The sequence below is a fragment of the Thioalkalivibrio sp. ALRh genome (assembly GCF_000381425.1).
GTDB lineage: Bacteria > Pseudomonadota > Gammaproteobacteria > Ectothiorhodospirales > Ectothiorhodospiraceae > Thioalkalivibrio.
The window spans coordinates 1,367,303-1,386,617 of record NZ_KB906519.1; the positions used below are offsets into that span (position 1 = coordinate 1,367,303).

The 19,315-nt window shown below is 66.1% G+C and carries 21 protein-coding genes; 12 read left to right on the plus strand and 9 right to left on the minus strand.

Going from position 1 to position 19,315, the window contains the following annotated elements:
* Window positions 1–2: 2 nt before the first annotated feature.
* The 4 genes from F791_RS0106535 to F791_RS0106550 form a co-directional block, all read right to left on the minus strand.
* The gene (locus tag F791_RS0106535) at window positions 3–473 is read right to left on the minus strand and encodes a transcriptional repressor (RefSeq protein WP_012983794.1); all 471 of its coding nucleotides are present in this window, start codon (window positions 471–473) and stop codon (window positions 3–5) included.
* Window positions 474–535: 62 nt separating this feature from the next.
* Window positions 536–1,591 (minus strand): alpha-L-glutamate ligase-like protein, encoded by a 1,056-nt coding sequence (locus F791_RS0106540; RefSeq protein ID WP_019592371.1) that lies wholly within the window; start codon window positions 1,589–1,591, stop codon window positions 536–538.
* A gap of 1 nt (window position 1,592) precedes the next feature.
* Entirely contained in the window at window positions 1,593–3,143 is a 1,551-nt protein-coding gene (locus F791_RS0106545) for an inactive transglutaminase family protein (RefSeq protein WP_018995030.1), read from the minus strand.
* Window positions 3,140–3,634, minus strand: coding sequence for an ATP-dependent zinc protease (locus F791_RS0106550; protein ID WP_018139442.1), 495 nt, complete (start codon window positions 3,632–3,634; stop codon window positions 3,140–3,142). Before F791_RS0106550 ends, F791_RS0106545 begins: the two co-directional genes overlap by 4 nt.
* A 152-nt stretch (window positions 3,635–3,786) precedes the next feature.
* On the opposite strand from F791_RS0106550, the gene ppsA reads away from it, so the two are divergent.
* From ppsA to F791_RS0106570, 4 genes are all read left to right on the plus strand, one after another.
* Window positions 3,787–6,147: a phosphoenolpyruvate synthase gene (gene ppsA, locus F791_RS0106555; protein ID WP_019592373.1), complete on the plus strand. Its 2,361-nt coding sequence runs from the start codon at window positions 3,787–3,789 to the stop codon at window positions 6,145–6,147.
* A 3-nt stretch (window positions 6,148–6,150) separates the two neighbouring features.
* Window positions 6,151–6,966, plus strand: a complete 816-nt coding sequence (locus tag F791_RS0106560; RefSeq protein WP_018139440.1) for a pyruvate, water dikinase regulatory protein — start codon at window positions 6,151–6,153, stop codon at window positions 6,964–6,966.
* 102 nt (window positions 6,967–7,068) lie between these two features.
* Window positions 7,069–7,632, plus strand: a complete 564-nt coding sequence (locus F791_RS0106565; protein WP_018139439.1) for a YggT family protein — start codon at window positions 7,069–7,071, stop codon at window positions 7,630–7,632.
* 141 nt (window positions 7,633–7,773) lie between these two features.
* Window positions 7,774–8,226 (plus strand): DUF4426 domain-containing protein, encoded by a 453-nt coding sequence (locus F791_RS0106570; RefSeq protein WP_018139438.1) that lies wholly within the window; start codon window positions 7,774–7,776, stop codon window positions 8,224–8,226.
* A 30-nt stretch (window positions 8,227–8,256) separates the two neighbouring features.
* On the opposite strand, the gene F791_RS0106575 is transcribed toward F791_RS0106570, so the two are convergent.
* Both F791_RS0106575 and F791_RS0106580 read right to left on the minus strand, forming a co-directional pair.
* Entirely contained in the window at window positions 8,257–8,919 is a 663-nt protein-coding gene (locus F791_RS0106575) for a sulfite exporter TauE/SafE family protein (RefSeq protein WP_012983786.1), read from the minus strand.
* 15 nt (window positions 8,920–8,934) lie between these two features.
* Window positions 8,935–9,408 carry a TerB family tellurite resistance protein gene (locus F791_RS0106580; RefSeq protein ID WP_018993257.1) on the minus strand — a complete coding sequence of 158 codons (474 nt, stop codon included), beginning with the start codon at window positions 9,406–9,408 and terminating at the stop codon, window positions 8,935–8,937.
* 44 nt (window positions 9,409–9,452) lie between these two features.
* Between F791_RS0106580 and F791_RS0106585 the strand changes: the two genes are divergently transcribed.
* Both F791_RS0106585 and F791_RS0106590 read left to right on the plus strand, forming a co-directional pair.
* Window positions 9,453–10,106, plus strand: coding sequence for a 7-cyano-7-deazaguanine synthase (locus F791_RS0106585; RefSeq protein ID WP_012983784.1), 654 nt, complete (start codon window positions 9,453–9,455; stop codon window positions 10,104–10,106).
* Window positions 10,103–10,342 carry a hypothetical protein gene (locus F791_RS0106590; protein WP_012983783.1) on the plus strand — a complete coding sequence of 80 codons (240 nt, stop codon included), beginning with the start codon at window positions 10,103–10,105 and terminating at the stop codon, window positions 10,340–10,342. Before F791_RS0106585 ends, F791_RS0106590 begins: the two co-directional genes overlap by 4 nt.
* On the opposite strand, the gene F791_RS0106595 is transcribed toward F791_RS0106590, so the two are convergent.
* The gene (locus F791_RS0106595; protein ID WP_018139434.1) at window positions 10,335–11,108 is read right to left on the minus strand and encodes an HAD family hydrolase; all 774 of its coding nucleotides are present in this window, start codon (window positions 11,106–11,108) and stop codon (window positions 10,335–10,337) included. The two genes, F791_RS0106590 and F791_RS0106595, sit on opposite strands and share 8 nt — an antisense overlap.
* On the opposite strand from F791_RS0106595, the gene F791_RS0106600 reads away from it, so the two are divergent.
* Genes F791_RS0106600 through cysQ form a run of 3 tightly spaced genes read left to right on the plus strand, consistent with a single transcriptional unit; the run spans window position 11,107 to window position 13,265 of the window.
* Window positions 11,107–11,820: a hypothetical protein gene (locus tag F791_RS0106600; protein WP_019592374.1), complete on the plus strand. Its 714-nt coding sequence runs from the start codon at window positions 11,107–11,109 to the stop codon at window positions 11,818–11,820. The two genes, F791_RS0106595 and F791_RS0106600, sit on opposite strands and share 2 nt — an antisense overlap.
* Window positions 11,821–11,827: 7 nt before the next feature.
* Window positions 11,828–12,373: an ADP compounds hydrolase NudE gene (gene nudE / locus F791_RS0106605; protein WP_012983780.1), complete on the plus strand. Its 546-nt coding sequence runs from the start codon at window positions 11,828–11,830 to the stop codon at window positions 12,371–12,373.
* A 58-nt stretch (window positions 12,374–12,431) separates the two neighbouring features.
* Window positions 12,432–13,265, plus strand: a complete 834-nt coding sequence (gene cysQ, locus F791_RS0106610; protein ID WP_018139432.1) for a 3'(2'),5'-bisphosphate nucleotidase CysQ — start codon at window positions 12,432–12,434, stop codon at window positions 13,263–13,265.
* Between the two features lie 900 nt (window positions 13,266–14,165).
* On the opposite strand, the gene proC is transcribed toward cysQ, so the two are convergent.
* On the minus strand, window positions 14,166–14,984 hold the full coding sequence (gene proC, locus F791_RS0106615) for a pyrroline-5-carboxylate reductase (RefSeq protein ID WP_019592375.1): 819 nt from the start codon (window positions 14,982–14,984) through the stop codon (window positions 14,166–14,168).
* 14 nt (window positions 14,985–14,998) lie between these two features.
* Window positions 14,999–15,712, minus strand: coding sequence for a YggS family pyridoxal phosphate-dependent enzyme (locus tag F791_RS0106620; protein ID WP_019592376.1), 714 nt, complete (start codon window positions 15,710–15,712; stop codon window positions 14,999–15,001).
* A gap of 143 nt (window positions 15,713–15,855) precedes the next feature.
* On the opposite strand from F791_RS0106620, the gene F791_RS0106625 reads away from it, so the two are divergent.
* From F791_RS0106625 to F791_RS0106635, 3 genes are read left to right on the plus strand one after another with little or no spacing between them, the layout of a single operon-like run.
* Window positions 15,856–16,890: a type IV pilus twitching motility protein PilT gene (locus F791_RS0106625; protein WP_012983776.1), complete on the plus strand. Its 1,035-nt coding sequence runs from the start codon at window positions 15,856–15,858 to the stop codon at window positions 16,888–16,890.
* 43 nt (window positions 16,891–16,933) lie between these two features.
* A complete protein-coding gene (locus tag F791_RS0106630) occupies window positions 16,934–18,106 on the plus strand; it encodes a PilT/PilU family type 4a pilus ATPase (RefSeq protein ID WP_019592377.1) in 1,173 nt (390 codons plus the stop codon).
* Between the two features lie 27 nt (window positions 18,107–18,133).
* The gene (locus F791_RS0106635; RefSeq protein WP_012983774.1) at window positions 18,134–19,252 is read left to right on the plus strand and encodes a PilT/PilU family type 4a pilus ATPase; all 1,119 of its coding nucleotides are present in this window, start codon (window positions 18,134–18,136) and stop codon (window positions 19,250–19,252) included.
* Window positions 19,253–19,315 lie beyond the last annotated feature (63 nt).

Sequence of the window (19,315 nt, forward strand, 5' to 3'; positions counted from 1 at the left end):
AGTCAGGCGTTACGGCAGTCCGCGCAGTGCCCGTGCAGCTCGACCATGCGCGAGTCGATCGCAAAGCCCTGGGCGGTGGCCTGGGCCTCGAGTGCCTGGGTGGCTGGCTCCGGGGTATGGAACTCGGTGATCTGGCCGCAGCCGTCACAGATCATCAGCGCGGATTCATGGCGCTCACCCGGGTGAGAACAGGCGACGAAGCCGTTCAGGCTCTCGATGCGGTGGATCAGGCCCTGCTCCAGCAGGAAGGCCAGGGTCCGGTAGACCGTTGGTGGCTTGATGCTGTGGTCATCCGAGGACAGCGCATGGATCAGGTCGTAGGCCTTGATCACGCCGTCGGTGCGCAGGATCTGTTCGAGGATGCGGCGGCGCTGCTCGGTCAGCCGCGCACCGCGTCGGGTGCAGACACGCTCGGCGTCCGCCAGTGCCTGGTCGATATCTGCCGGACTGTGGGAATGCGCTGTCGAGGTCATGGGGCCTAGGATAGCGGAAAGTGGCTCGGGCCTCTCGGCGTTGGTCGAGGGCCCCTGCCTCGCTAGCGCCGCTCGATCTCTGTTGAATCTGCGTCTTGCGCCGCGGGGGTGGCCGAGGCGGCATCCGCAGGCGCCGCTTGCGTCGCTTCGTGACGCGCAAAGACCCCGGCGGCCCAGCGCGCGCGCTGCTCGGGCGGTTCGGTGCCGTCGCGCCCGACCAGGTGCGCGTCCACCGCGAGCAGCCGGCTCTCCAGTCCCTCGCCATTGGCGATCTGGATCGCAAGCCCGGGGCGGGCATTGAGTTCGAGAATCAGGGGGCCGCGGTCCTGATCGATCACGACGTCCACGCCCAGATAGCCCAGTTTGCTCAGTTCGTAACAGCCTGACGCCAGCTGCATCAGTTCATCCCAGCCGGGGATTTCCAGCCCGACAATCGAGTGTTCGGTGTCGGGGTGTTCCCAGATGGGCCGGTTGTGCTGCACGCCGCCGATGGTCCTGCCGGAGGCCAGGTCGATCCCGGTGCCGACCGCACCCTGGTGCAGGTTGGCCTTGCCGTCGGAGTCCTGGGTGGGCAGGCGCATCATGGCCATGACCGGGTACCCCCGGTAGACAACGGTCCGGATGTCGGGCACGCCACGATAGGTGATCTGGTCGAAGGCCGAGGAGAACCGGACCCGCTGCTCGACCATCGCGACGTCTGGACGTCCGCCCAGGCTGTACATCCCGGAGAGGATGTTGGAGCAGTGGTCGTGCAGCTCGCTCATCTCCATCGTGCGGCCGCTGGCACGCCGCAGCCGATCCCCGCGCCAGCCGGTAATGACCAGGATGCCGTCGCCGGCAGCCCCATGCGCCGGTTTGATCACGAAGCCGTCGGGATAGGCGCGCAACAGACGCTCGAGTTTGCGAATCTCGTGATGCGAACGGACGACCCCGTAGAGTTCGGGTACCGAAAGGCCGGCATCCAGGGCGAGGCGCTTGGTCTCCAGCTTGTCGTCCACCCGCGGGTAGAACCGTCGGTGGTTGTACTGGGCGATGAAGCGGGCGTTGCGCGCGTTCATCCCCACAATGCCCTGCTCGCGCAGGGTCCGTGGGAGCACGAAGCGTGGCAGCCAGCCCATGTTAGCGATCCTCCGAGCGTCTGGAGGGCTGCATGGCCTCCTGCATGCGGCCGAAACGGAACAGCTCGCTCAGGCGATAGCCCGTGTAGCGCCCGAGCAGCAGGGTCATCGCCAGCAGTACCAGCAGCAGTTCGGGGAATACGAACAACAGGTGTTCCAGGTGGCGATTGGCCATCAGCCCATAGGCGGCGGCGGCCACGGCCAGGCTGCCGATGCCCTGGGTGATCGCGTCCGATGGACCGTGTTCTTCCCAGACCACGGACATGCGCTCGATCGTCATGGCCAGGATGACCATCGGGAACAGCGACAGCGCGAGCGCCCGCTCGAACCCCAGCTGGTGCGAAAGGATGCTGATCCCGAGCATCAGCATGATGACCACGCTGACCACTGCCGCCAGTCGTGGCACGAGCAGTAATCGCAGGTGTTCGAGATAGAAGCGCACGGCCAGCCCGAGCGACACGATCAGGGTGAACAGGATGATCCCGGCCAGCAGCTGCGTCTCGCGAAAGGACAGCGCGATCAGCACCGGCATGAACGTGCCGAATGTCTGGACGCCGATCACGTTGCGCAGGAACACGATGATCATGGCCCCCAGGGGGACCATGAGCAGCACGCGGTAGGTGTTCTGGGTCCCCAGCGGGAGATTCAGGGTGGAGAACTCCATCAACTGGGCGTTGACGGTCTCGCCGAATCGCTGGGCGGTGGTCAGGGCGTCCTGTACGCCCCGCGAGACGGCAAAGCGGACCTCGGCGTCGCGTCCGTTGGAGACCTCCAGCAGGGGCGCGGACCCATGGGCCCAGACGACCACATCGTCCGGGTATTCGATCTCGCCCGACAGCGGGTGAATGGGCACCCAGCGCCGCGTGTTGTGGACCTCGATCCAGGTTTCTGGCCGTATGTCGCGGCGCCCGTCGCGCAGGTGCAACGTGGTGACCATGCGCGCGGGGATCCGGGCCGTAGCCAGGAGTTCGATCAGCGTCTGACTGCGTTGTACGCGGTCGCCGCCGTCATCGGCGAATACCGCGGCATTCGATGCGGGTGCGGCGTGTGCGAGGTCATTGACCAGCACCGAGGCGAAGGTCTGGATATCCGAAGACCGGCTGCGGACGTCCTCGATCAGCGCATCCGCCGCGGAGCGGTAGGGCTCGGTCCATTCAGGGGCCCCGACGGGGCCTGGGTAGTCAGCGTCCGAGCGGTCATCGCTGTCGCGGTAGAGGGTCGCCCGGTAGTACAGCACCTGTTCTCCGCGCGGCTGCCGTGTGGTCCATTGGGCAATGCGGTCGTCCTGGCCGCGCAGCGTATTCAGGCCATAGCCGCGCGAGACGAAGCCTTCATCCAGGATGGCGAAATTGGGCAGGCGATCCGGGATGCGCAGTTGCACGTTGGCCGCACCCCCGGTGGGCTGATAGCGAACGCGTGCTTCAACCTGCCAGGTCTCGGCCGATGCCCCGGGCATGACGGGCATGTCCAGGGCGATGACCTTGTACGCAAAGATCCCGAGCCCGATCGTGCTCAACAGCACGATTAGGATCGGGAGATGAAAACGTCTCACGAATCGTCGTCTCCGCAGTCGGGCGCGTAGGTATGTTCGGCCCCGGAGTCGACCAGAATATGCCCGGCCAGGTGCGTGCGGCCAATGAGGGCCTGATAGGTGAGGTTAGTGCGGTCGATGAGGGTCGTGTCGCCCTTGATGCGCTGGTCGCCGATGCAGAACTCCATCGCGATTACCGGGCGCTCCTGGCTCTCGCCGCTGTGACGGCGGATACGGACGATGCGCTCGACCGGGCGTTCCAGGGTGATATAGGCGTCGTCGTCATCGGGGTCGATGACATCGAAGCGGATCCAGTCCTCGCCGTCGCGCTCGAACTTTTCCTTGTTGAGTGCGTTCAGGGACGATGATGTCGCCCCCGTGTCCAGGCGCGCCTCCAGCACAATCCCCTCGCCCACGATCTCGACATCTTCGACGGTGCCCAGAATGGCCAGGGATGACGGATCTTCCTTCGCGTGTACTGGGGCCAGGGCAAGGGCCAGGCCCAGCAGCATTCCCCCGAAAGCGGTTTTCGTTAAGCTGGACGGAAGGGTTGGGCGTATGGACACGGGGCCTCCTCGGGTATGGGGGACAAAATGGATCCTAGTGTATCCCAGAGGCGTCACGGCCCATGTTAGACAGTTCACAAACCTTCTTGGGAGGCGCGATGCGCTGGGTAGTCGATCTCGACGATCTGAATATGGACGATGTGGCCAGGGTGGGCGGCAAGAACGCCTCCCTGGGCGAGCTTCTGCGCGAGCTGGGGCGGGCGGGTGTGCGCGTGCCCGGCGGGTTCGCGACCACGGCCGACGCCTTCCGTGCGCATCTGGAGCACGAGAACCTCGCTGCCCGGATCAAGGCGCGCCTGGCCGATCTCGACATCAACGACATCGAGGCCCTGCGCGAGGCGGGGCGCGAGGTGCGCGGCTGGATCGAGGCGGCGCCACTGCCGGACGAACTGGAACAGGCGGTGCGCGAGCACTACGGCAAACTGGGCGATGACGTGCCCGTCGCCGTGCGCTCATCGGCCACCGCCGAGGATCTCCCCGAGGCCTCGTTTGCCGGACAGCAGGAGACGTTTCTGAATGTGCGCGGTATCGATGCGCTGCTTGCACGCTTGCGCGAGTGCTTCGCCAGCCTCTACAACGACCGCGCGATTGCCTACCGGGTGCACAACAACTTTGCCCACGACGAGGTGGCCCTCAGCGCCGGCGTGCAGCGCATGGTGCGTTCCGATGTCGGGGCGAGCGGGGTGATCTTTACCCTCGACACCGAGAGCGGGTTTCGCGACGCGGTGTTCATCACTGGCGCCTGGGGTCTTGGCGAGACCGTCGTGCAGGGCGCGGTGAACCCGGACGAGTATCAGGTCTACAAGCCGGCACTGGCGGCGGGCAAGCGCGCGATCATCGGTCGCACCCTAGGCACCAAGGCTGTCCGCATGGTCCTGGACGAGGGTGGCACGCGCACCGAAGACACGCCGCGGGACCTGCGCGAGCGCTTCTGCCTCAGCGACGCCGATGCCGAGCAGCTGGGTCGCTTTGCGGTCGCGATCGAGCAGCACTATGGCCGGCCCATGGATATCGAATGGGCCCAGGACGGCGAGACTGGCGAGCTGTTTATCGTGCAGGCGCGCCCGGAGACGGTGGAGAGCCGCGTCGAGCTCGGTGCGGGCGAGCGCTACGAGCTGGCCCCGCACAGCGAGACGCCGCTGGTCACCGGCAGGGCGATCGGCTCGAAGGTCGGTGCCGGGGTCGTCCGTGTGCTGGACTCCCCGGATTCCATGCACACCATGGAGGAGGGCGACATCCTGGTGGCGGACATGACCGACCCGGACTGGGAACCGGTGATGAAGCGCGCCGCCGCGATCGTGACCAATCGCGGCGGGCGCACCTGCCACGCGGCGATCATTGCCCGCGAGATGGGCATCCCGGCGGTGGTCGGCTGCGCCGATGCGACCGAGGCCCTGTCCGATGGCATGGAGGCCACCGTCTCCTGTGCCGAGGGTGACGATGGTCGTGTCTACGCCGGGCGGCTCGACTATTCGGTCAAGAAGGCCGATGTCGGCGAGCTGCCGGAGCTGCCCGTCAAGCTGATGCTGAACGTGGCCAACCCGGGGCGTGCCTACGCCTTCTCCCAGCTGCCGCATGCCGGGATCGGGCTCGCACGGCTGGAGTTCATCATCAACGGCACCATCGGCGTGCATCCCCTGGCGCTGCTGGACTATGCCGAGGACCCGGGGCGGCTGGATGCCGATGTGCAGGAGCGCATCGCCGAGCGCCTGCGCGGGTTTGACGACGGCCCGCGCGAGTACTTCGTGCGCAAGCTGTCCGAGGGCATTGCCACGCTGGCTGCGGCCTTCGCACCGGAGCCGGTGATCGTGCGCCTGTCGGACTTCAAGTCCAACGAATATGCCCATTTGATCGGGGGTTCGGGCTACGAGCCGGAGGAGGAGAACCCGATGCTCGGGTTCCGCGGCGCCTCGCGCTATCGCTCCGACACCTTCCGCCCGGCCTTTGCGATGGAGTGCGAGGCCCTGCGTCGTGTGCGCGAGGAGATGGGGCTCGAGAACGTGCAGATCATGGTCCCGTTCGTGCGCACGCTGACCGAGGCCGAGGACGTGATCCGCGTACTCGGCGAGGAGGGGCTGCGCCGCGGCGAGAACGGCCTGAAGGTCGTGATGATGTGCGAGATCCCCTCGAACGCCCTGCTGGCGGCGCGCTTCCTGGAGCACTTCGATGGCTTCTCGATCGGCTCCAACGACCTGACCCAGCTCACGCTCGGGGTCGATCGTGACTCCGGCCTGGTGGCGGATTCCTTCGACGAGCGCGACGATGCGGTGAAGGCGTTGCTGACCATGGCGATCCGGGCCGCGAAGGATGCCGACAAGTACGTCGGGATCTGCGGGCAGGCCCCGTCCGACTACCCCGAGATGGCCGCGTGGCTGATGGACGAGGGCATTGATTCCTTGTCGTTGAACCCGGATGCACTACTCTCCACCTGGGAGCAACTGGCAAAGGTAAGGGGATAGGACATGGCCGATCCGCGGTGCCCGCAGGTGTATCTGGTGTCTGACGGGACCGGGATTACCGCGGAGACGCTGGCGCGTTCGCTGTTCACCCAGTTCCCGGACCTGGATCCGGCCTGGCATCGGTTGCCTTTCGTGCAGACCCCGGGTCGGCTGTCCAGCGTGTTCGCTCGGATCGAGGCCGGGCCGCAGCCGGCGCTCGTCGTGGCCACCCTGGCCAATGCCGACCTGCGCCAGGAACTGCGCCACAGCCCCGTCCCGGTGATCGACGTATTCGGGGAGCAGGTCGGGCGGCTGGAGGAGGTGCTCGGGGTCACGGCCCAGTCGGTATCCGGGCGGGCCCACGGCATGGGCGATGTGACGCGCTACGACCGTCGCATCGAGGCCCTGAACTACACGCTGTCGCACGACGACGGTCTGGCCACCCAGGATCTTTCCGTCGCCGATGTGGTGTTGCTGGGCGCCTCGCGTTCGGGCAAGACACCCACGAGTCTCTACCTGGCGATGAATTACGGGCTGTTCGCGGCCAACTACCCGCTGGTGCCGGAAGACCTGGGCCGGGATGATACCCCGCACATGCCGCGCAGCCTGCGCGGTCTCGGCGGGCGTATGGTCGGGCTGACCATCACCCCCCAGCGTCTGTCACAGATCCGCGAGGGCCGCCGCCCCGGCAGTCAGTACGCAAGCCTTGCCCAGTGCCGCGCGGAATGTGCCGCGATCCAGGAGTTCCTCGAGACCTGGGCCATCCCCCACCTGGATGTCACCGAGCTGTCGATCGAGGAGATCGCGACCCAGGTGCGCGACACCCTGGACCGGACCTGAGGCGGCTGGGCGCCCTCGGTCCGTTCAGCGTCTTCTTGGCATCCCGCCGGGCATGCCGGACAATGCTGCGCACTTTCCGTTGAATTGCCGCAAGGAGCCCGCATGAACGCCGCCGGACCCGGACAAGAGATTGCCATCTTCCTGATCAGCGTCGTCTTCGGGATCTACATCATCCTGCTGATCCTGCGCACGATCTTCGGGCTGGTGCGGGCGGAGTACCACAACCCGATCTCGCAGACGATCGTCATGCTGACCGACCCGCCGCTGCGCATCCTGCGGCGGGTGATCCCCTCGGTCGGGCGGGTCGACCTGGCCGCGATCGTGCTGATTATCGTGCTGAAGTGCGTTGAACTCTGGCTGCGCGCCGCGATCCTCGGCGCGGACGTAGGGTTTGGCGTGATCTTCTACGTTGCCATCCGCGAGGTCCTGACCACCGTGATCTGGGTGTTCATCATCGCCCTGATTGTCGAGGTCGTGATGAGCTGGATCCAGGCCGGAGGCGGTGGCGGGGGGCACAACCCCATCCTGCGCCTGGTCGGCGACGTCAATCGGCCTATCCTCGGTCCGCTGCGCCGGACGCTGCCGCGGGCCGGTGCGATCGATTTTTCGCCGATGGTCGCACTGGTCGGTCTGTACATCTTGCTGATTCTGGTGCGCTCTTTTTGATCGAGACCATCCGCGCCCCGAAACCCTCCTTTTTTGGCGGTTTCATCCGCGCGAAAAGGCGCTAGACTCGAAGACAGGGGATGGTGTCAGCCATGCCGGCGGCACCGCCTCTGCATTCCCGCAACGGCAGAGGAGTCAGCCATGGTAAGAGTGCATCGGGTCATCACCGGCTTCATCGTCGCCCTGGCGGCGGTTGTCCTCGGCAGCTCGATCGCGTCCGCCAACGAGGCGGAATTCGATAACTACGTGGTGTACTACAACGTCATCAACACCACCTTCCTCTCCCCCGAGGTCGCCCAGGCCTACGACGTGCGCCGCAGTTCCAACCGCGCAATGGTCAACGTCACCGTGATGGAACGGACTGACGATGGGCTCAAGGCCGTCTCCGCGGATCTCAGCGGCACCGCGACCAACATGAACGATCAGATGCGCAACCTGCGCTTTCGGGAGATCCAGGATGGCGACGCCATCTATCAGCTTTCCGAGGTGACTGTTCGCCGCGGCGAGACCCTCGAGTTCGCACTCGAGGTAACGCCGGAAGGCAGCGAGCGGGCCCTGCCCATCAGCTTCAGCCGCGAGTTCTTCGCTGACTGAACCATTGGTACCCCCGCCGGGAGGCGGGGGTTACATTGTCAGCCGCAGTAGCATCCAGCCGCCGTAGAGCAGGATCGCGGCTCCCGCCAGGGCGCGAACCCAGCGTTGTTGCACAAACGCAGCCATACGCGCCGCGAAGACCCCCATCAGTAGCAGATTCGGCAGCGTGCCCAGGGCAAAGGCCGCCATCAGCAGCGCGCCCTCGGTGGCCCCGCCGGCGCTGAGCGACCAGGCCAGCACGCTGTAGACCAGCCCGCAGGGCAGCCAGCCCCAAAGCCCGCCCACCAGCAGGGCCTGGCCGGCATTGCGCACTGGCAGAAACCGCCGACCCAGAGGCTCGATACGACGCCACACCACGCCACCGGCCTGCTCCAGACGCGCGAGTACCGGCCACCAGCCGCCGATGTACAGCCCCAGCAGGACCAGGAATACCGCGGCAATCCCCTGCAGGATCACCTGCCCGGCCGGCAGCCCGCCCAGCAGGGTGGCGCCCAGCCAGCCCGCAAGGGCCCCGGCGATCACATAGCTGCCCATGCGTCCGAGGTTGTAGGCCAGGAGCAGGTCGAACCCCGGGCCCCGGCGGCCATGTCCGAGCGAGATCGCGCCCACGATGCCGCCGCACATCCCGAGGCAGTGAACGCCCCCGAGGATGCCCACTGCAAGGGCGGCAAGCAGCGTGCCCGGGTCGCCCATCAGCGCCACTCCCTGTCAGTTCGGATCGGCGGCATCGCCCAGGACCTCGTGCTTGGTGCGGATGAATGTCGAGTGCGGGACATACAACAGATCGGCCAGGTGCCGGATCACGGCTTCCTGGCGCTTGTGCAGGTCCTGGTTGGCCCAGGCGGCGCGCCACAGTGCGCGCATGATGTCGGCCTTCTGGTCGGCATCGAAGGCCGCGTTGACCTCGCGCACCAACGGGTGGACGGATACGAGTTCGTCGCTCTTTTCCCGGGCGATTTCGAGCAGGCCGTCGGCGGTGTCCGCATCCAGTTCGAACAACTCGATCAGGCTGGCGCGCACGGAGTCGAGTTCGGCCTCGTGCAGTTCGAAATCGGCGCGGCAGACCTCCATGATCAGCGCGGCGGCCGCACGCTGCAGTCGGTGTTCGTCGTCGCCGGATTCGGTATCGCTCAGATCCGTGCGCATCAGGCGCTGCCAGTGGCGGCGCAGCTCGTCGATCATCAGGGTTCCTTTCTGCGGGCGTGTGCTTTGCGTATGGTGCCCGAATGCACGCCACGGACAAGTACACGGGTGAATCGCCCCCCGATCTGCTCCTGCTGTCCGGGGGTATCGAGAGCAGTGCCCTGCTGGCGCAGCGGCATGCGCAGGGCCGCCCGCTGCGCGCCCTGTGGGTGGACTATGGCCAGCGCAATGCCGAGCGTGAGCGGGCTGCGATCCGTGCCCTGGGCGCCGACTATGGGGTCGACCCCGTCGAGATGGACCTGCGCGCGCTGCGCCAGGCGTTTGCCAAACGTTCGGAGTGGGTCGCGCATGTGCCGTTGCCACAGCGCAACTTGCTGGTGCTGGCGCTGGCGATCAATCTCGCCGAGCACCAGGGGGCGGGGCGTATCCTGCTGGCGCTCAATCGCGAGGACCAAGGGCATGGCCCGGGTTCGCGCCCGTCCTTTATCGGGCGCCTCGCGGCGCTGGCGGACGAGCTGGTACCGGGGCTGGCGATCGAGGCCCCGCTGATCGCGCAGTCCAAGGCCGATATCATCTACACCACCGATCCGCTGGGGATCGACTGGTCCCGCACCTGGAGCTGCCTTCTGGCACAATCGCTCCACTGCGGGCGCTGCCCGCAGTGCCAGGCGCGCCGCGCGGCTTTCGCCTCGGCGGGCGTGCCGGATCCCACCGACTACCGCGAACCACCCCGATGACCGAATCCGTCCTTCCCAAACATGTGATCGAACGCCTGGAGATCGCCATTCTCACAGGTGAGACCCTGCAGCTGAACTGGGCCGAGCCCGACTCCAGCCAGGCCTGGTGGGGCAAGGTGACCCCGCGCGAGGTCCGCGAGGCGGACGGATATCACTGGCTGGACGGCGAGTGCGAGGGGCGTGACGTTCAGATCCGGCTGGACCTGATCCGCAACCTGCCGACTCCGGTCAAGTAACGGGCCGTTCCCGGCCCGGAAGTCCGGGCAGCAGGTCGGCCAGCGATTCCAGCAGCAGAAACTCCCGCGAGTCCATCGGCTCCCCGCGCTCGTCCGGGTAGCGCATGCCGCGCAGCTCGGTCAGGCCCTGCCGGGCTGCGCTGGCCAGGGCCAGCAGGTTGTCGTCGACCAGCAGCGTACGTGCCGGATCGTAGGGGGTGATGCGTTGCAGCCGTTCCCAGAAGTCGGTGTCTTCCTTGGCGCACTCCAGGTCGTGGGCGGAGACGATCGTGTCCAGGTGATCCCCGATCCGCGTGATCTGGTGCTTGAAGTTGTAGACCTTCGGATGGGCGTTGGTTACCAGCACGCGTCGGCGGCCGGAGCGATGCAGGGCGCCCAGCAGGGCCTCGGCGTGCGGCTTGATTGCGACGTGGTGGGCCAGTTCGCGCTTCAGCCCGAGCACGTCGAGACCGGTGAACCGGGTCCAGTGATCCACGCAGTACCATTCGAGCTTGCCGCGCACGCGTTGCATCTCGTCTTCCAGGCGCCGGCGGGCGCATTCCGGGTCGTCCGGCTGGCAGCGGATGTACTCGGCGGGGATCAGCTCGCGCCAGAAGCGGTTGTCAAAGTGCAGATCCAGCAGTGTACCGTCCATGTCGAACAGCACGGTGTCGATGCTCGACCAGTCGACATGCACCGATGATTCCTGCGGATTCGGATTTTTTTCGGGGTTTTTGGGGTCCACAGCGAACGGAACCTCAAAGAGGGTGATTGCGATGGCTCCCATGGTACCTGAATCCCGTCTGGCCCCTGGCCCGCTCTTTCTGGCGCTGGTTTCCCTGGCGCTGCTGCCATTTTCCGCGCAGGCGATGGACCCGAGCGACCCCGATTACGACCCGCTCGAGGACGACAGCCTGTGGGGCGAGACTGTATCGCCGGACCAGACCCAGACCACCAGCCCGGAGATCAAGTTTCTGACCGAGGAGCCGGAGCAGGTCCCTCATCACCACCAGAACCAGATCACGCTGAGCCCGTCTTCGCTGGAGGACGGCTGGGTGGATCTGCGCCAGTGCCACAGCGATATTGCGCCGATCCGGCGCATGGTCATTGCCTACAACGAAGAGCGAATCGAGGACCTTCAGGTCGAATCCACTACCAACATCGACCTGGCCGAGGCACGGGGCGACCGGGTCGACCTGCGCGGTGTCCACAAGGATTCCGAGGTCTGTGTCACCGCACGCATGCGTGTGATCGAACACGAAGGTGATGGCGTCTACACGATGGAGAACGGGCCCTTCGTGCGGCGTTTCCTGGATGGCTACTTCCCCATGCGGGTCACCATGGCCGTAAACTGGGGGGATCTGGACCTGCGTCTGGAGGAGACCCACCCCGAGGCACAGGAAGGCTTCGACGTCGTCGAGTCCGACCATGGCATCATCCTCGACACCCTGTTCGAGGGCGAACTGAGAACCCAGGTACGGCTGCGCAACGCCGAATAAAACGTCTATGAGTCGAGACAAACCGGATGTCCAGGGCCGCCGGACCGTAGCCCGAAGTCGGCTGTTCGAGGTCGAGGAGCTGGATCTCGAGTTCAGCAATGGGGCGCGCACCTGTTACGAGCGCCTGATCAGCCGGGGCAACGGCGCAGTCATCGTCGCCCCGGTGCAGCCGGATCGCACCGTGCTGCTGATCCGCGAATACGCGGCCGGCACCCACCGCTACGAGCTTGGCCTGCCCAAGGGCCGCATCGAGGCGCGCGAGGACATCCTGGTGGCGGCAAACCGCGAGATCATGGAGGAGGTCGGGTATGGCGGTCACCGCCTGACCCACCTGGGCGCGCTGACGGTCGCGCCCGGCTACATGTCGCACGAGACCCATCTGATCGTGGCGGAGGATCTCTACCCCCAGCGCGAGGAGGGTGACGAGCCGGAGGCCATCGAGGTCGTACCCTGGTCGCTGGACCGGCTGGGCGAACTGGTCACCCGCGAGGATTGCACCGAGGCCCGTTCCATCGCGGCACTTTATATGGTGCGCGATTTTCTCGACGCCTGACCCGGGTTCTGCCAAGGTACGCGCATTCCGTACCGTTCGAATCAGAAAGGATGCCCCGATGAACGAACCGCCCAAGGACGCGGCCCTGACCGCCCTGATGCAGGAAGTGGGTGGTCTGGCCGAGGATGCCGGCCATGCCATTCTCGAGGTCTACGAGACCCGCTTCGCGGTTACCGAAAAGGACGATCGCTCCCCACTGACCGAGGCCGACCTGGCCGCGCATCGCGTGATCGCACAGGGGTTGCGCGAGATCGCGCCGGAGTGGCCCGTCCTCTCCGAGGAGGGGCAGGACGTACCATTCGAGCGCCGCAAGCAGTGGCGGACCTACTGGCTGATCGATCCCCTGGACGGGACCCGCGAGTTCGTCAAGCGTACGGGTGAATTCACGGTCAACATTGCCCTGATCCATGACCACGAGCCGCTGATGGGCGTGGTCTGGAGTCCGGTGCTTCAGCGTCTGTATGCGGGCCACGCTGGAGGCGGCGCCATCCGCCGCGATGGTTCCGAGGCCCCGCGCGCCATCGAGGTGGCACGCGACCGTATTGATACCGAGCACCCGCTGGTGGCGGGCAGTCGTTCGCACGGGGCCGAGCGGCTCAAAGCGGTTCTGGAACGCCTTGGGACGCACGAGTTGGTGAGCCTGGGCAGCTCGATGAAGCTCTGCATGGTGGCCGAGGGAGCCGCGGATATTTATCCGCGCCTGGGGCCGACCAGCGAGTGGGATACCGCGGCGGCGCATGCGGTCGTGCGGGCCGCGGGGGGGCATGTGACGGACCTCCACGGGCAGGAGCTTCGCTACAACACCAAGGAGAGCATGCTCAATCCCGAGTTTCTGGTCTGCGCCGGCGATCCGGCGCGCTGGCTGCGCCGCCTCGGCCTCCCCGACGCGTAGCCTTCTCCCGCCCACCAGCTAGCGGGCCTTGGCGTGCCCTGGTTGGCCCTCAGCGTCGTTGAGGCTGGGCCGGGTTCGGCATCTGGTGTTTACTTGCTTTCGGTCCGCTGCCTGCCATGCGCTGTTTCGGCAGCGCACCCCGCCAGTTGTTGATCAAAAACGGACTTCTTTGCTCATGCAAAGAAGTAACCAAGAAACACGCCCGGGATTCGCCCGGGGACCTTGCTTCGGACGCGCCAGGCCGGAGGCGCTGAAACTCGCTGCGCCTTTGGCTTCGCTCAGACAGTCAGCGCCCCGTGTCTATTGTGAATCGTCCGGCCTGTCACGCCCTCCACAAGGGGCTCATATCGGGAGGGAAGGTCAAAACAGGCGGTAGCCCCGAGCTGTAGGGTGCGGTTGAGCGCAGCGAAACGCACCGGTCCGGCGTCGGGGCAACCCTGATGCGATTCGCTGCGCTCATCCGCATCCTACGAGGGGGTCTTGCGCCCGCTCGCGGGCGCGGCACGCCAGGGCCGAAGGCCGCACGTGCCCAGGATGTCCGAATACCTAGCCTCCAGCCATTCGCACAAACATCAGGACAGCCGTTGTCTTGACCTTATCCCCCCGTATGAAGCCCCTTGCGGAAGGGTCCTCGGGACGGACGATTCAAAATAGAAACGGGGGCGCTGACTGTCTGAGCGGAGCCGAAGGCGTAGCGAGTTTCAGCGCCGCCGGCCCGAGGGCCCTGGAGCAAGGTCCCCGGGCGGAATCCGGGTGCCCTTCTTTGGGTACTTTCTTGGGCAAGCAAGAAAGTACCTCGCGGCGCGCTGGCGAGACAGCGCATGGCAGGCGGCTAGCCGAAGCCACCGTAAACTCTAGAGGACGAACCAGGCCCAGCCCGAAACGCGGCGGACGAAGCCCCTACTGTCCGAGTTCGCGCGAGCGCTCGGCCGCTGCCGCCATCGCGCGGCGCATGAGTCCGCGCAGGTCGCCATCCTCCAGCACCTGCAAGGCCCGCTCGGTGGTGCCGCCCGGCGACGTCACGCGGTGGCGCAGTTCGGCGGGCGGCTCGTCGCTCTCGGCGGCCAGTCGGGTCGCACCCGCTAGCGTGCCGAGCGTCAGCTCCAGCGCGGTGTCGGGCGGCAGCCCGAGCGACTGCGCGGCCTCCTGCATCGCCTCGATCATCAGAAAGACGTAGGCCGGGCCGCTGCCCGAGGTCGCCGTGACCGCGTGCATCAGCTCCTCGTCCGCCACCGGGATCGCCCGCCCTACCGACTCCAGCAGGCGGGTGGCGGTGTCGCGATCCTCGGTGGTGGCCGTGGGGGCGGCGAACAGGCCGGTCACGCCGGCGCCGACCAAGGCTGGCGTGTTGGGCATGGCGCGGACGAGGCGGGTGTCGTCACCCAGCCAGCGGGCCAGCTGGGCCGTGGTGATGCCGGCGGCCACCGAGATCACCAGGGGCTGCCCACGGATGACGCCCTCGCGCAGCGTGGGGGCCAGGTCCGGCAGGGTTTGAGGCTTGACCGCGAGCACCAGCGCGGCGCTGTCCTCGGCGAGCGCCTCGGCACTTGCGGCCTGCAGTCCGGGGTAGCGGGCCTGGAGATCGCGCACGCGTTCGGCGCTCTTGTCGGCGATCGCGATGCGCTCGGCGTCATGGCCGGACTGGATCAGGCCCTGCAACAGGGCTTCGCCCATGTTGCCGGCGCCGATAAAGCCGACTTCGAAGCGGTGTTCCGTCATGCGGACTCCTGTTTTTAATCGTTTCTTGCGGGTGTGTTGCGGGGCCCGAACAGGGCGGTCCCGATGCGGACCAGAGTGGCACCCTCGAGGATCGCGGCCTCGAGATCGCCGGACATGCCCATGGACAGGGTATCCAGGCCATGTCCCCGCGCATTGAGTTCGTCCTTCAACTGCCGCAGCCGGGCAAATGGCTGGCGCTGGCGCTCGCGATTGCTCTCGGCGGCCGGCAGGGTCATCAGGCCCCGTAACGTCAGCCCGGGCAGGTTCGCGACGGTGTCGGCCAGCGCGGCGGCAGCCTCCGGCGGGACGCCTGCCTTCTGGCTCTCGCCCGAGACATTGATCTGCAGGCAGACCTGCAAGGGCGGCAGGTGTTCCGGGCGCTGTTCCGAAAGGCGGCGGGCAATGCGCTCGCGGTCGATGGTGTGTACCCAGTGAGCGCGTTCGGCCACGGGGCGCGTCTTGTTGCTCTGCAGTGCGCCGATATAGTGCCACTCGAGGCCCAGGGGTTTCGGGCCGGTCTCGAGGGCGTCGAACTTGTCGATGAATTCCTGCACGTAGTTCTCGCCGAACGCCGTCTGCCCGAGCGCATGCAACGCGCGGATGTCGTCGGCCGTACGCGTCTTGGATACGGCCAGAAGGTGCACGCTGCCGGGGTCGCGCCCGGCCTGTTCGCAGGCGTGAACGATACGTTCGCGAACGGCCCTGAATGCGTGGTCTGGTGCGCTCATGGCCCTATGATATAGTCCGGTGAAACGTAAGGGCACCGCCGCCAGGCGGGCGGTGTCCGTCACACGCTGCGGGGCCCGGCAGGGCGTCGCCCGGGGCGGGGCGCTGGGGCTGGCGGCTCGTTTCCGGTTGTACAGGGGGATGCATGGATATCACGCAGCTGCTGGCCTTTGCGGTCAAGAACGGGGCCTCGGATCTGCACATCTCGGCGGGCATGCCGCCGATGGTGCGCATCGACGGCGATATGCGCCGCGTGAATGTGCCGGTCATGGACCACAAGGAGGTCCAGGGCCTGATCTACGACATCATGAACGACCGCCAGCGCAAGGACTACGAGGAGTTCCTGGAGACGGACTTCTCGTTCGAGGTCACCGGGCTGGCGCGTTTTCGTGTCAATGCGTTCAATCAGGACCGGGGCGCGGCGGCGGTTTTCCGTACCATCCCCTCCAAGGTGCTCACGCTGGAAGAGCTGGCGGCACCGCGCATCTTCGAGGATATCTCCAACTATCCGCGCGGGATCGTGCTGGTCACCGGCCCGACCGGCTCGGGCAAGTCGACCACGCTGGCGGGCATGGTCAACCACCGCAACGAGAACGACTACGGCCACATCCTGACGATCGAAGACCCGATCGAGTTCGTGCACGAGTCGAAGAAGTCGCTGGTCAACCAGCGCGAGGTACACCGCGACACCCACGGCTTTTCCGAGGCGCTGCGTTCCGCGCTGCGCGAGGATCCGGACACCATTCTGGTCGGCGAGCTGCGCGATCTCGAGACGATCCGCCTGGCGCTGACCGCGGCGGAGACGGGGCACCTCGTCTTCGGCACCCTGCATACCAGTTCCGCGGCCAAGACGATCGACCGTATCGTCGATGTGTTTCCGGCGGCCGAGAAGGACATGGTGCGGGCGATGTTGTCCGAGTCGCTGCGGGCGGTTATCGCGCAGACCCTGATGAAGAAGATCGGCGGCGGGCGTATCGCCGCGCACGAGATCATGCTGGGCACGCCGGCCATCCGCAACCTGATCCGCGAAAACAAGATCGCGCAGATGTACTCGACCATCCAGACCAGTGCCGGCACCGGCATGCAGACGCTGGACCAGTGCCTGAAAGACATGCTGGCGCAGGGCGTGATCAGCCGCGAGGACGCCAAGCGCAAGGCCGCCAACCCGGATTCGTTCTGAGCCCGCGCCCCCGCCCGGGGGATTCGGCAAGGGGAGAAGCACCATGGATCGTGACAAGGCGATCAAGTACATGCACGACCTGCTCCGCGCCCTGGTGGACCGGGGTGGCTCGGACCTGTTCATCACGGTCGGCATGCCGCCAGCGGCCAAGATTGACGGCCGCGTGGTGCCGATGACCGAGCAGAAGCTCACGCCTTCGCATACCCAGGCGCTGGTACGCGCACTGATGAACGACAAGCAGTCCGCGGAGTACGAGCGCCATCAGGAGTGCAATTTCGCGATCGGCCTGCAGGGCGTGTCGCGCTTTCGCGTGAACGTGTTTACTCAGCGCGGCAGCCCCGGAATGGTGCTGCGCACGATCAACTCGGTGATCCCGAAGTTCGAGGACATCCAGATGCCGCCGCAGCTGGAGAAGATCACCATGGAGCGCCGCGGGCTGGTGATCTTCGTCGGGGGGACCGGCTCGGGCAAGTCGACCTCGCTCGCCGCGATGATCGGCCATCGCAACCGCAATGCCCCCGATCACATCGTCACCATCGAGGACCCGATCGAGTTCGTCCACGAACACGAAAAGAGCATCATCACCCAGCGCGAGGTGGGCGTGGACACCGAGGGTTACGAGATCGCGCTGAAGAACACCCTGCGTCAGGCGCCGGACGTGATCCTGATCGGCGAGATCCGGGATCGGGAGACGATGGACTACGCGATCGCCTTTGCCGAGACCGGTCACCTGTGCCTGTCCACCCTGCACGCCAACAGCACCAACCAGGCGCTGGACCGCATCATCAACTTCTTCCCCGAGGATCGGCGCGAGCAGCTCCTTATGGACCTGTCGCTGAACCTGAAAGCGGTGATCTCGCAACGCCTGGTGCGGCACGAGAACGGCGAGGGCCGCGTGCCGGCAGTGGAGATCCTGATCAACACCCCGCTGATGGCCGACCTGATGCTGAAGGGTGCGGTGCACGAGATGAAGGAGCTGATGTCGCGCTCCCGCGAGCAGGGCATGCAGACCTTCGACCAGGCCCTGTTCGACCTCTACGAGACCCGCAAGATCAGCTACGAGGAGGCCCTGCGCAACGCCGATTCGGTGAATGACCTGCGGCTGCGCATCAAGCTCGACTCGCAGCGTGCACAGGATGACGGTGCACCGGCAGTGGCCGACACGGGCGAGGGCCTGTCCGTGGACGACCGTCCCGAGGACTACAGTGTCCGCTAACGGTCCGCACCCTTCGGGAGATCAGCGATGAGCCAGATGCAGATCGAACCGTACCTGAGCCTGATGGCGCAGAAGGCCGCCTCGGACCTGTTCTTCCTGACCGGCGCGCCCGCGAGCATCAAGGTCGACGGGGTCCTGCAGCCGATCTCGCGCAAGGCACTCGCACCCGGTCAGGCGGAGGCCATCGCGCGCGAGATGATGAACGAGCATCAGGCCGAGATCTTCGAGCGCGAGACCGCGGTCAACTTTGGCGTCTCGCGCGAGGGTCTGGGACGCTTCCGCGTGAATGTCTATCGCCAGCGCGGCGAGGTCGCGATGGTCATTCGCTTCATCCGCATGTCCATCCCGACCATCGAGCAGCTTGGGCTGCCCCCGGTGCTGGAGGAATTCGTCTCGCACCATGACGGGCTGGTGCTGATCGTCGGCGCGACCGGGACCGGGAAGTCCACCACGCTCGCCTCGATGATTGATCACCGTAATACGCATTCCAGCGGTCATATTCTTACGGTCGAGGACCCGATCGAGTTTCTCTTTACGCACAAGCGCTCGATCGTCGGCCAGCGCGAGGTCGGGATCGACACCCCGAGCTATGATCACGCCCTGCAGGAGGGGATGCGCGAGGCCCCGGACGTGATCATGATCGGGGAGGTGCGTTCCCGCGAGACCATGCGTGCGGCCCTGACCTACGCCGATACCGGCCACCTGGTACTGACGACCCTGCACGCGACCAATGCCACCCAGGCGCTGGATCGCGTAATCAACTTGTTCCCCGAGGACAATCGCTCGCAGATCCTCTCGGATCTGTCGCTGAACCTGCGCGCGATCATCGCCCAGCGCCTGTTGCAGACCAAGGACGGACAGCGTGTGGCTGCGCTGGAGATCATGGTGAACACGCCGTATATCTCCGAACTGATCCGCGACGAGAAGATCAGCGAGATCAAGGAGATTATGGCCAAGGGCAGCTCGGTGGGCATGCAGACCTTCGATCAGGCCATCGTCAAGCTGTTCAAGGGTGGCCGAGTGATGCTGGACGAGGCCCTGAACAAGGCAGACTCGCGTGCCGACCTCGAATGGCGCCTCAACTTCGGCGGCGGCGTCTCCGCGGCCGACGAGGCCGAGGAAGACCTTCAACTCCCCGACCGGTAGGATGCGCTGAGCGAAGCGAACCGCATCACCCTCGGCTCCTCAATGTGGATCTCGGAGGGGCGC

What these genes read in the sequence shown, in the direction of transcription:
- F791_RS0106630 (WP_019592377.1), top strand. Translation starts at nt 16,934, where the DNA reads ATGGATCGTGACAAGGCGATCAAGTACATGCACGACCTGCTCCGCGCC.
- F791_RS0106600 (WP_019592374.1), top strand. Translation starts at nt 11,107, where the DNA reads ATGGTACCTGAATCCCGTCTGGCCCCTGGCCCGCTCTTTCTGGCGCTG.
- nudE (WP_012983780.1), top strand. Translation starts at nt 11,828, where the DNA reads ATGAGTCGAGACAAACCGGATGTCCAGGGCCGCCGGACCGTAGCCCGA.
- F791_RS0106565 (WP_018139439.1), top strand. Translation starts at nt 7,069, where the DNA reads ATGAACGCCGCCGGACCCGGACAAGAGATTGCCATCTTCCTGATCAGC.
- ppsA (WP_019592373.1), top strand. Translation starts at nt 3,787, where the DNA reads ATGCGCTGGGTAGTCGATCTCGACGATCTGAATATGGACGATGTGGCC.
- F791_RS0106570 (WP_018139438.1), top strand. Translation starts at nt 7,774, where the DNA reads ATGGTAAGAGTGCATCGGGTCATCACCGGCTTCATCGTCGCCCTGGCG.
- F791_RS0106560 (WP_018139440.1), top strand. Translation starts at nt 6,151, where the DNA reads ATGGCCGATCCGCGGTGCCCGCAGGTGTATCTGGTGTCTGACGGGACC.
- cysQ (WP_018139432.1), top strand. Translation starts at nt 12,432, where the DNA reads ATGAACGAACCGCCCAAGGACGCGGCCCTGACCGCCCTGATGCAGGAA.
- F791_RS0106580 (WP_018993257.1), bottom strand. Translation starts at nt 9,408, where the DNA reads ATGATCGACGAGCTGCGCCGCCACTGGCAGCGCCTGATGCGCACGGAT.
- F791_RS0106625 (WP_012983776.1), top strand. Translation starts at nt 15,856, where the DNA reads ATGGATATCACGCAGCTGCTGGCCTTTGCGGTCAAGAACGGGGCCTCG.
- F791_RS0106575 (WP_012983786.1), bottom strand. Translation starts at nt 8,919, where the DNA reads ATGGGCGACCCGGGCACGCTGCTTGCCGCCCTTGCAGTGGGCATCCTC.
- F791_RS0106540 (WP_019592371.1), bottom strand. Translation starts at nt 1,591, where the DNA reads ATGGGCTGGCTGCCACGCTTCGTGCTCCCACGGACCCTGCGCGAGCAG.
- F791_RS0106585 (WP_012983784.1), top strand. Translation starts at nt 9,453, where the DNA reads ATGCACGCCACGGACAAGTACACGGGTGAATCGCCCCCCGATCTGCTC.
- F791_RS0106635 (WP_012983774.1), top strand. Translation starts at nt 18,134, where the DNA reads ATGAGCCAGATGCAGATCGAACCGTACCTGAGCCTGATGGCGCAGAAG.
- F791_RS0106550 (WP_018139442.1), bottom strand. Translation starts at nt 3,634, where the DNA reads ATGCTGCTGGGCCTGGCCCTTGCCCTGGCCCCAGTACACGCGAAGGAA.
- F791_RS0106590 (WP_012983783.1), top strand. Translation starts at nt 10,103, where the DNA reads ATGACCGAATCCGTCCTTCCCAAACATGTGATCGAACGCCTGGAGATC.
- F791_RS0106595 (WP_018139434.1), bottom strand. Translation starts at nt 11,108, where the DNA reads ATGGGAGCCATCGCAATCACCCTCTTTGAGGTTCCGTTCGCTGTGGAC.
- F791_RS0106620 (WP_019592376.1), bottom strand. Translation starts at nt 15,712, where the DNA reads ATGAGCGCACCAGACCACGCATTCAGGGCCGTTCGCGAACGTATCGTT.
- F791_RS0106535 (WP_012983794.1), bottom strand. Translation starts at nt 473, where the DNA reads ATGACCTCGACAGCGCATTCCCACAGTCCGGCAGATATCGACCAGGCA.
- proC (WP_019592375.1), bottom strand. Translation starts at nt 14,984, where the DNA reads ATGACGGAACACCGCTTCGAAGTCGGCTTTATCGGCGCCGGCAACATG.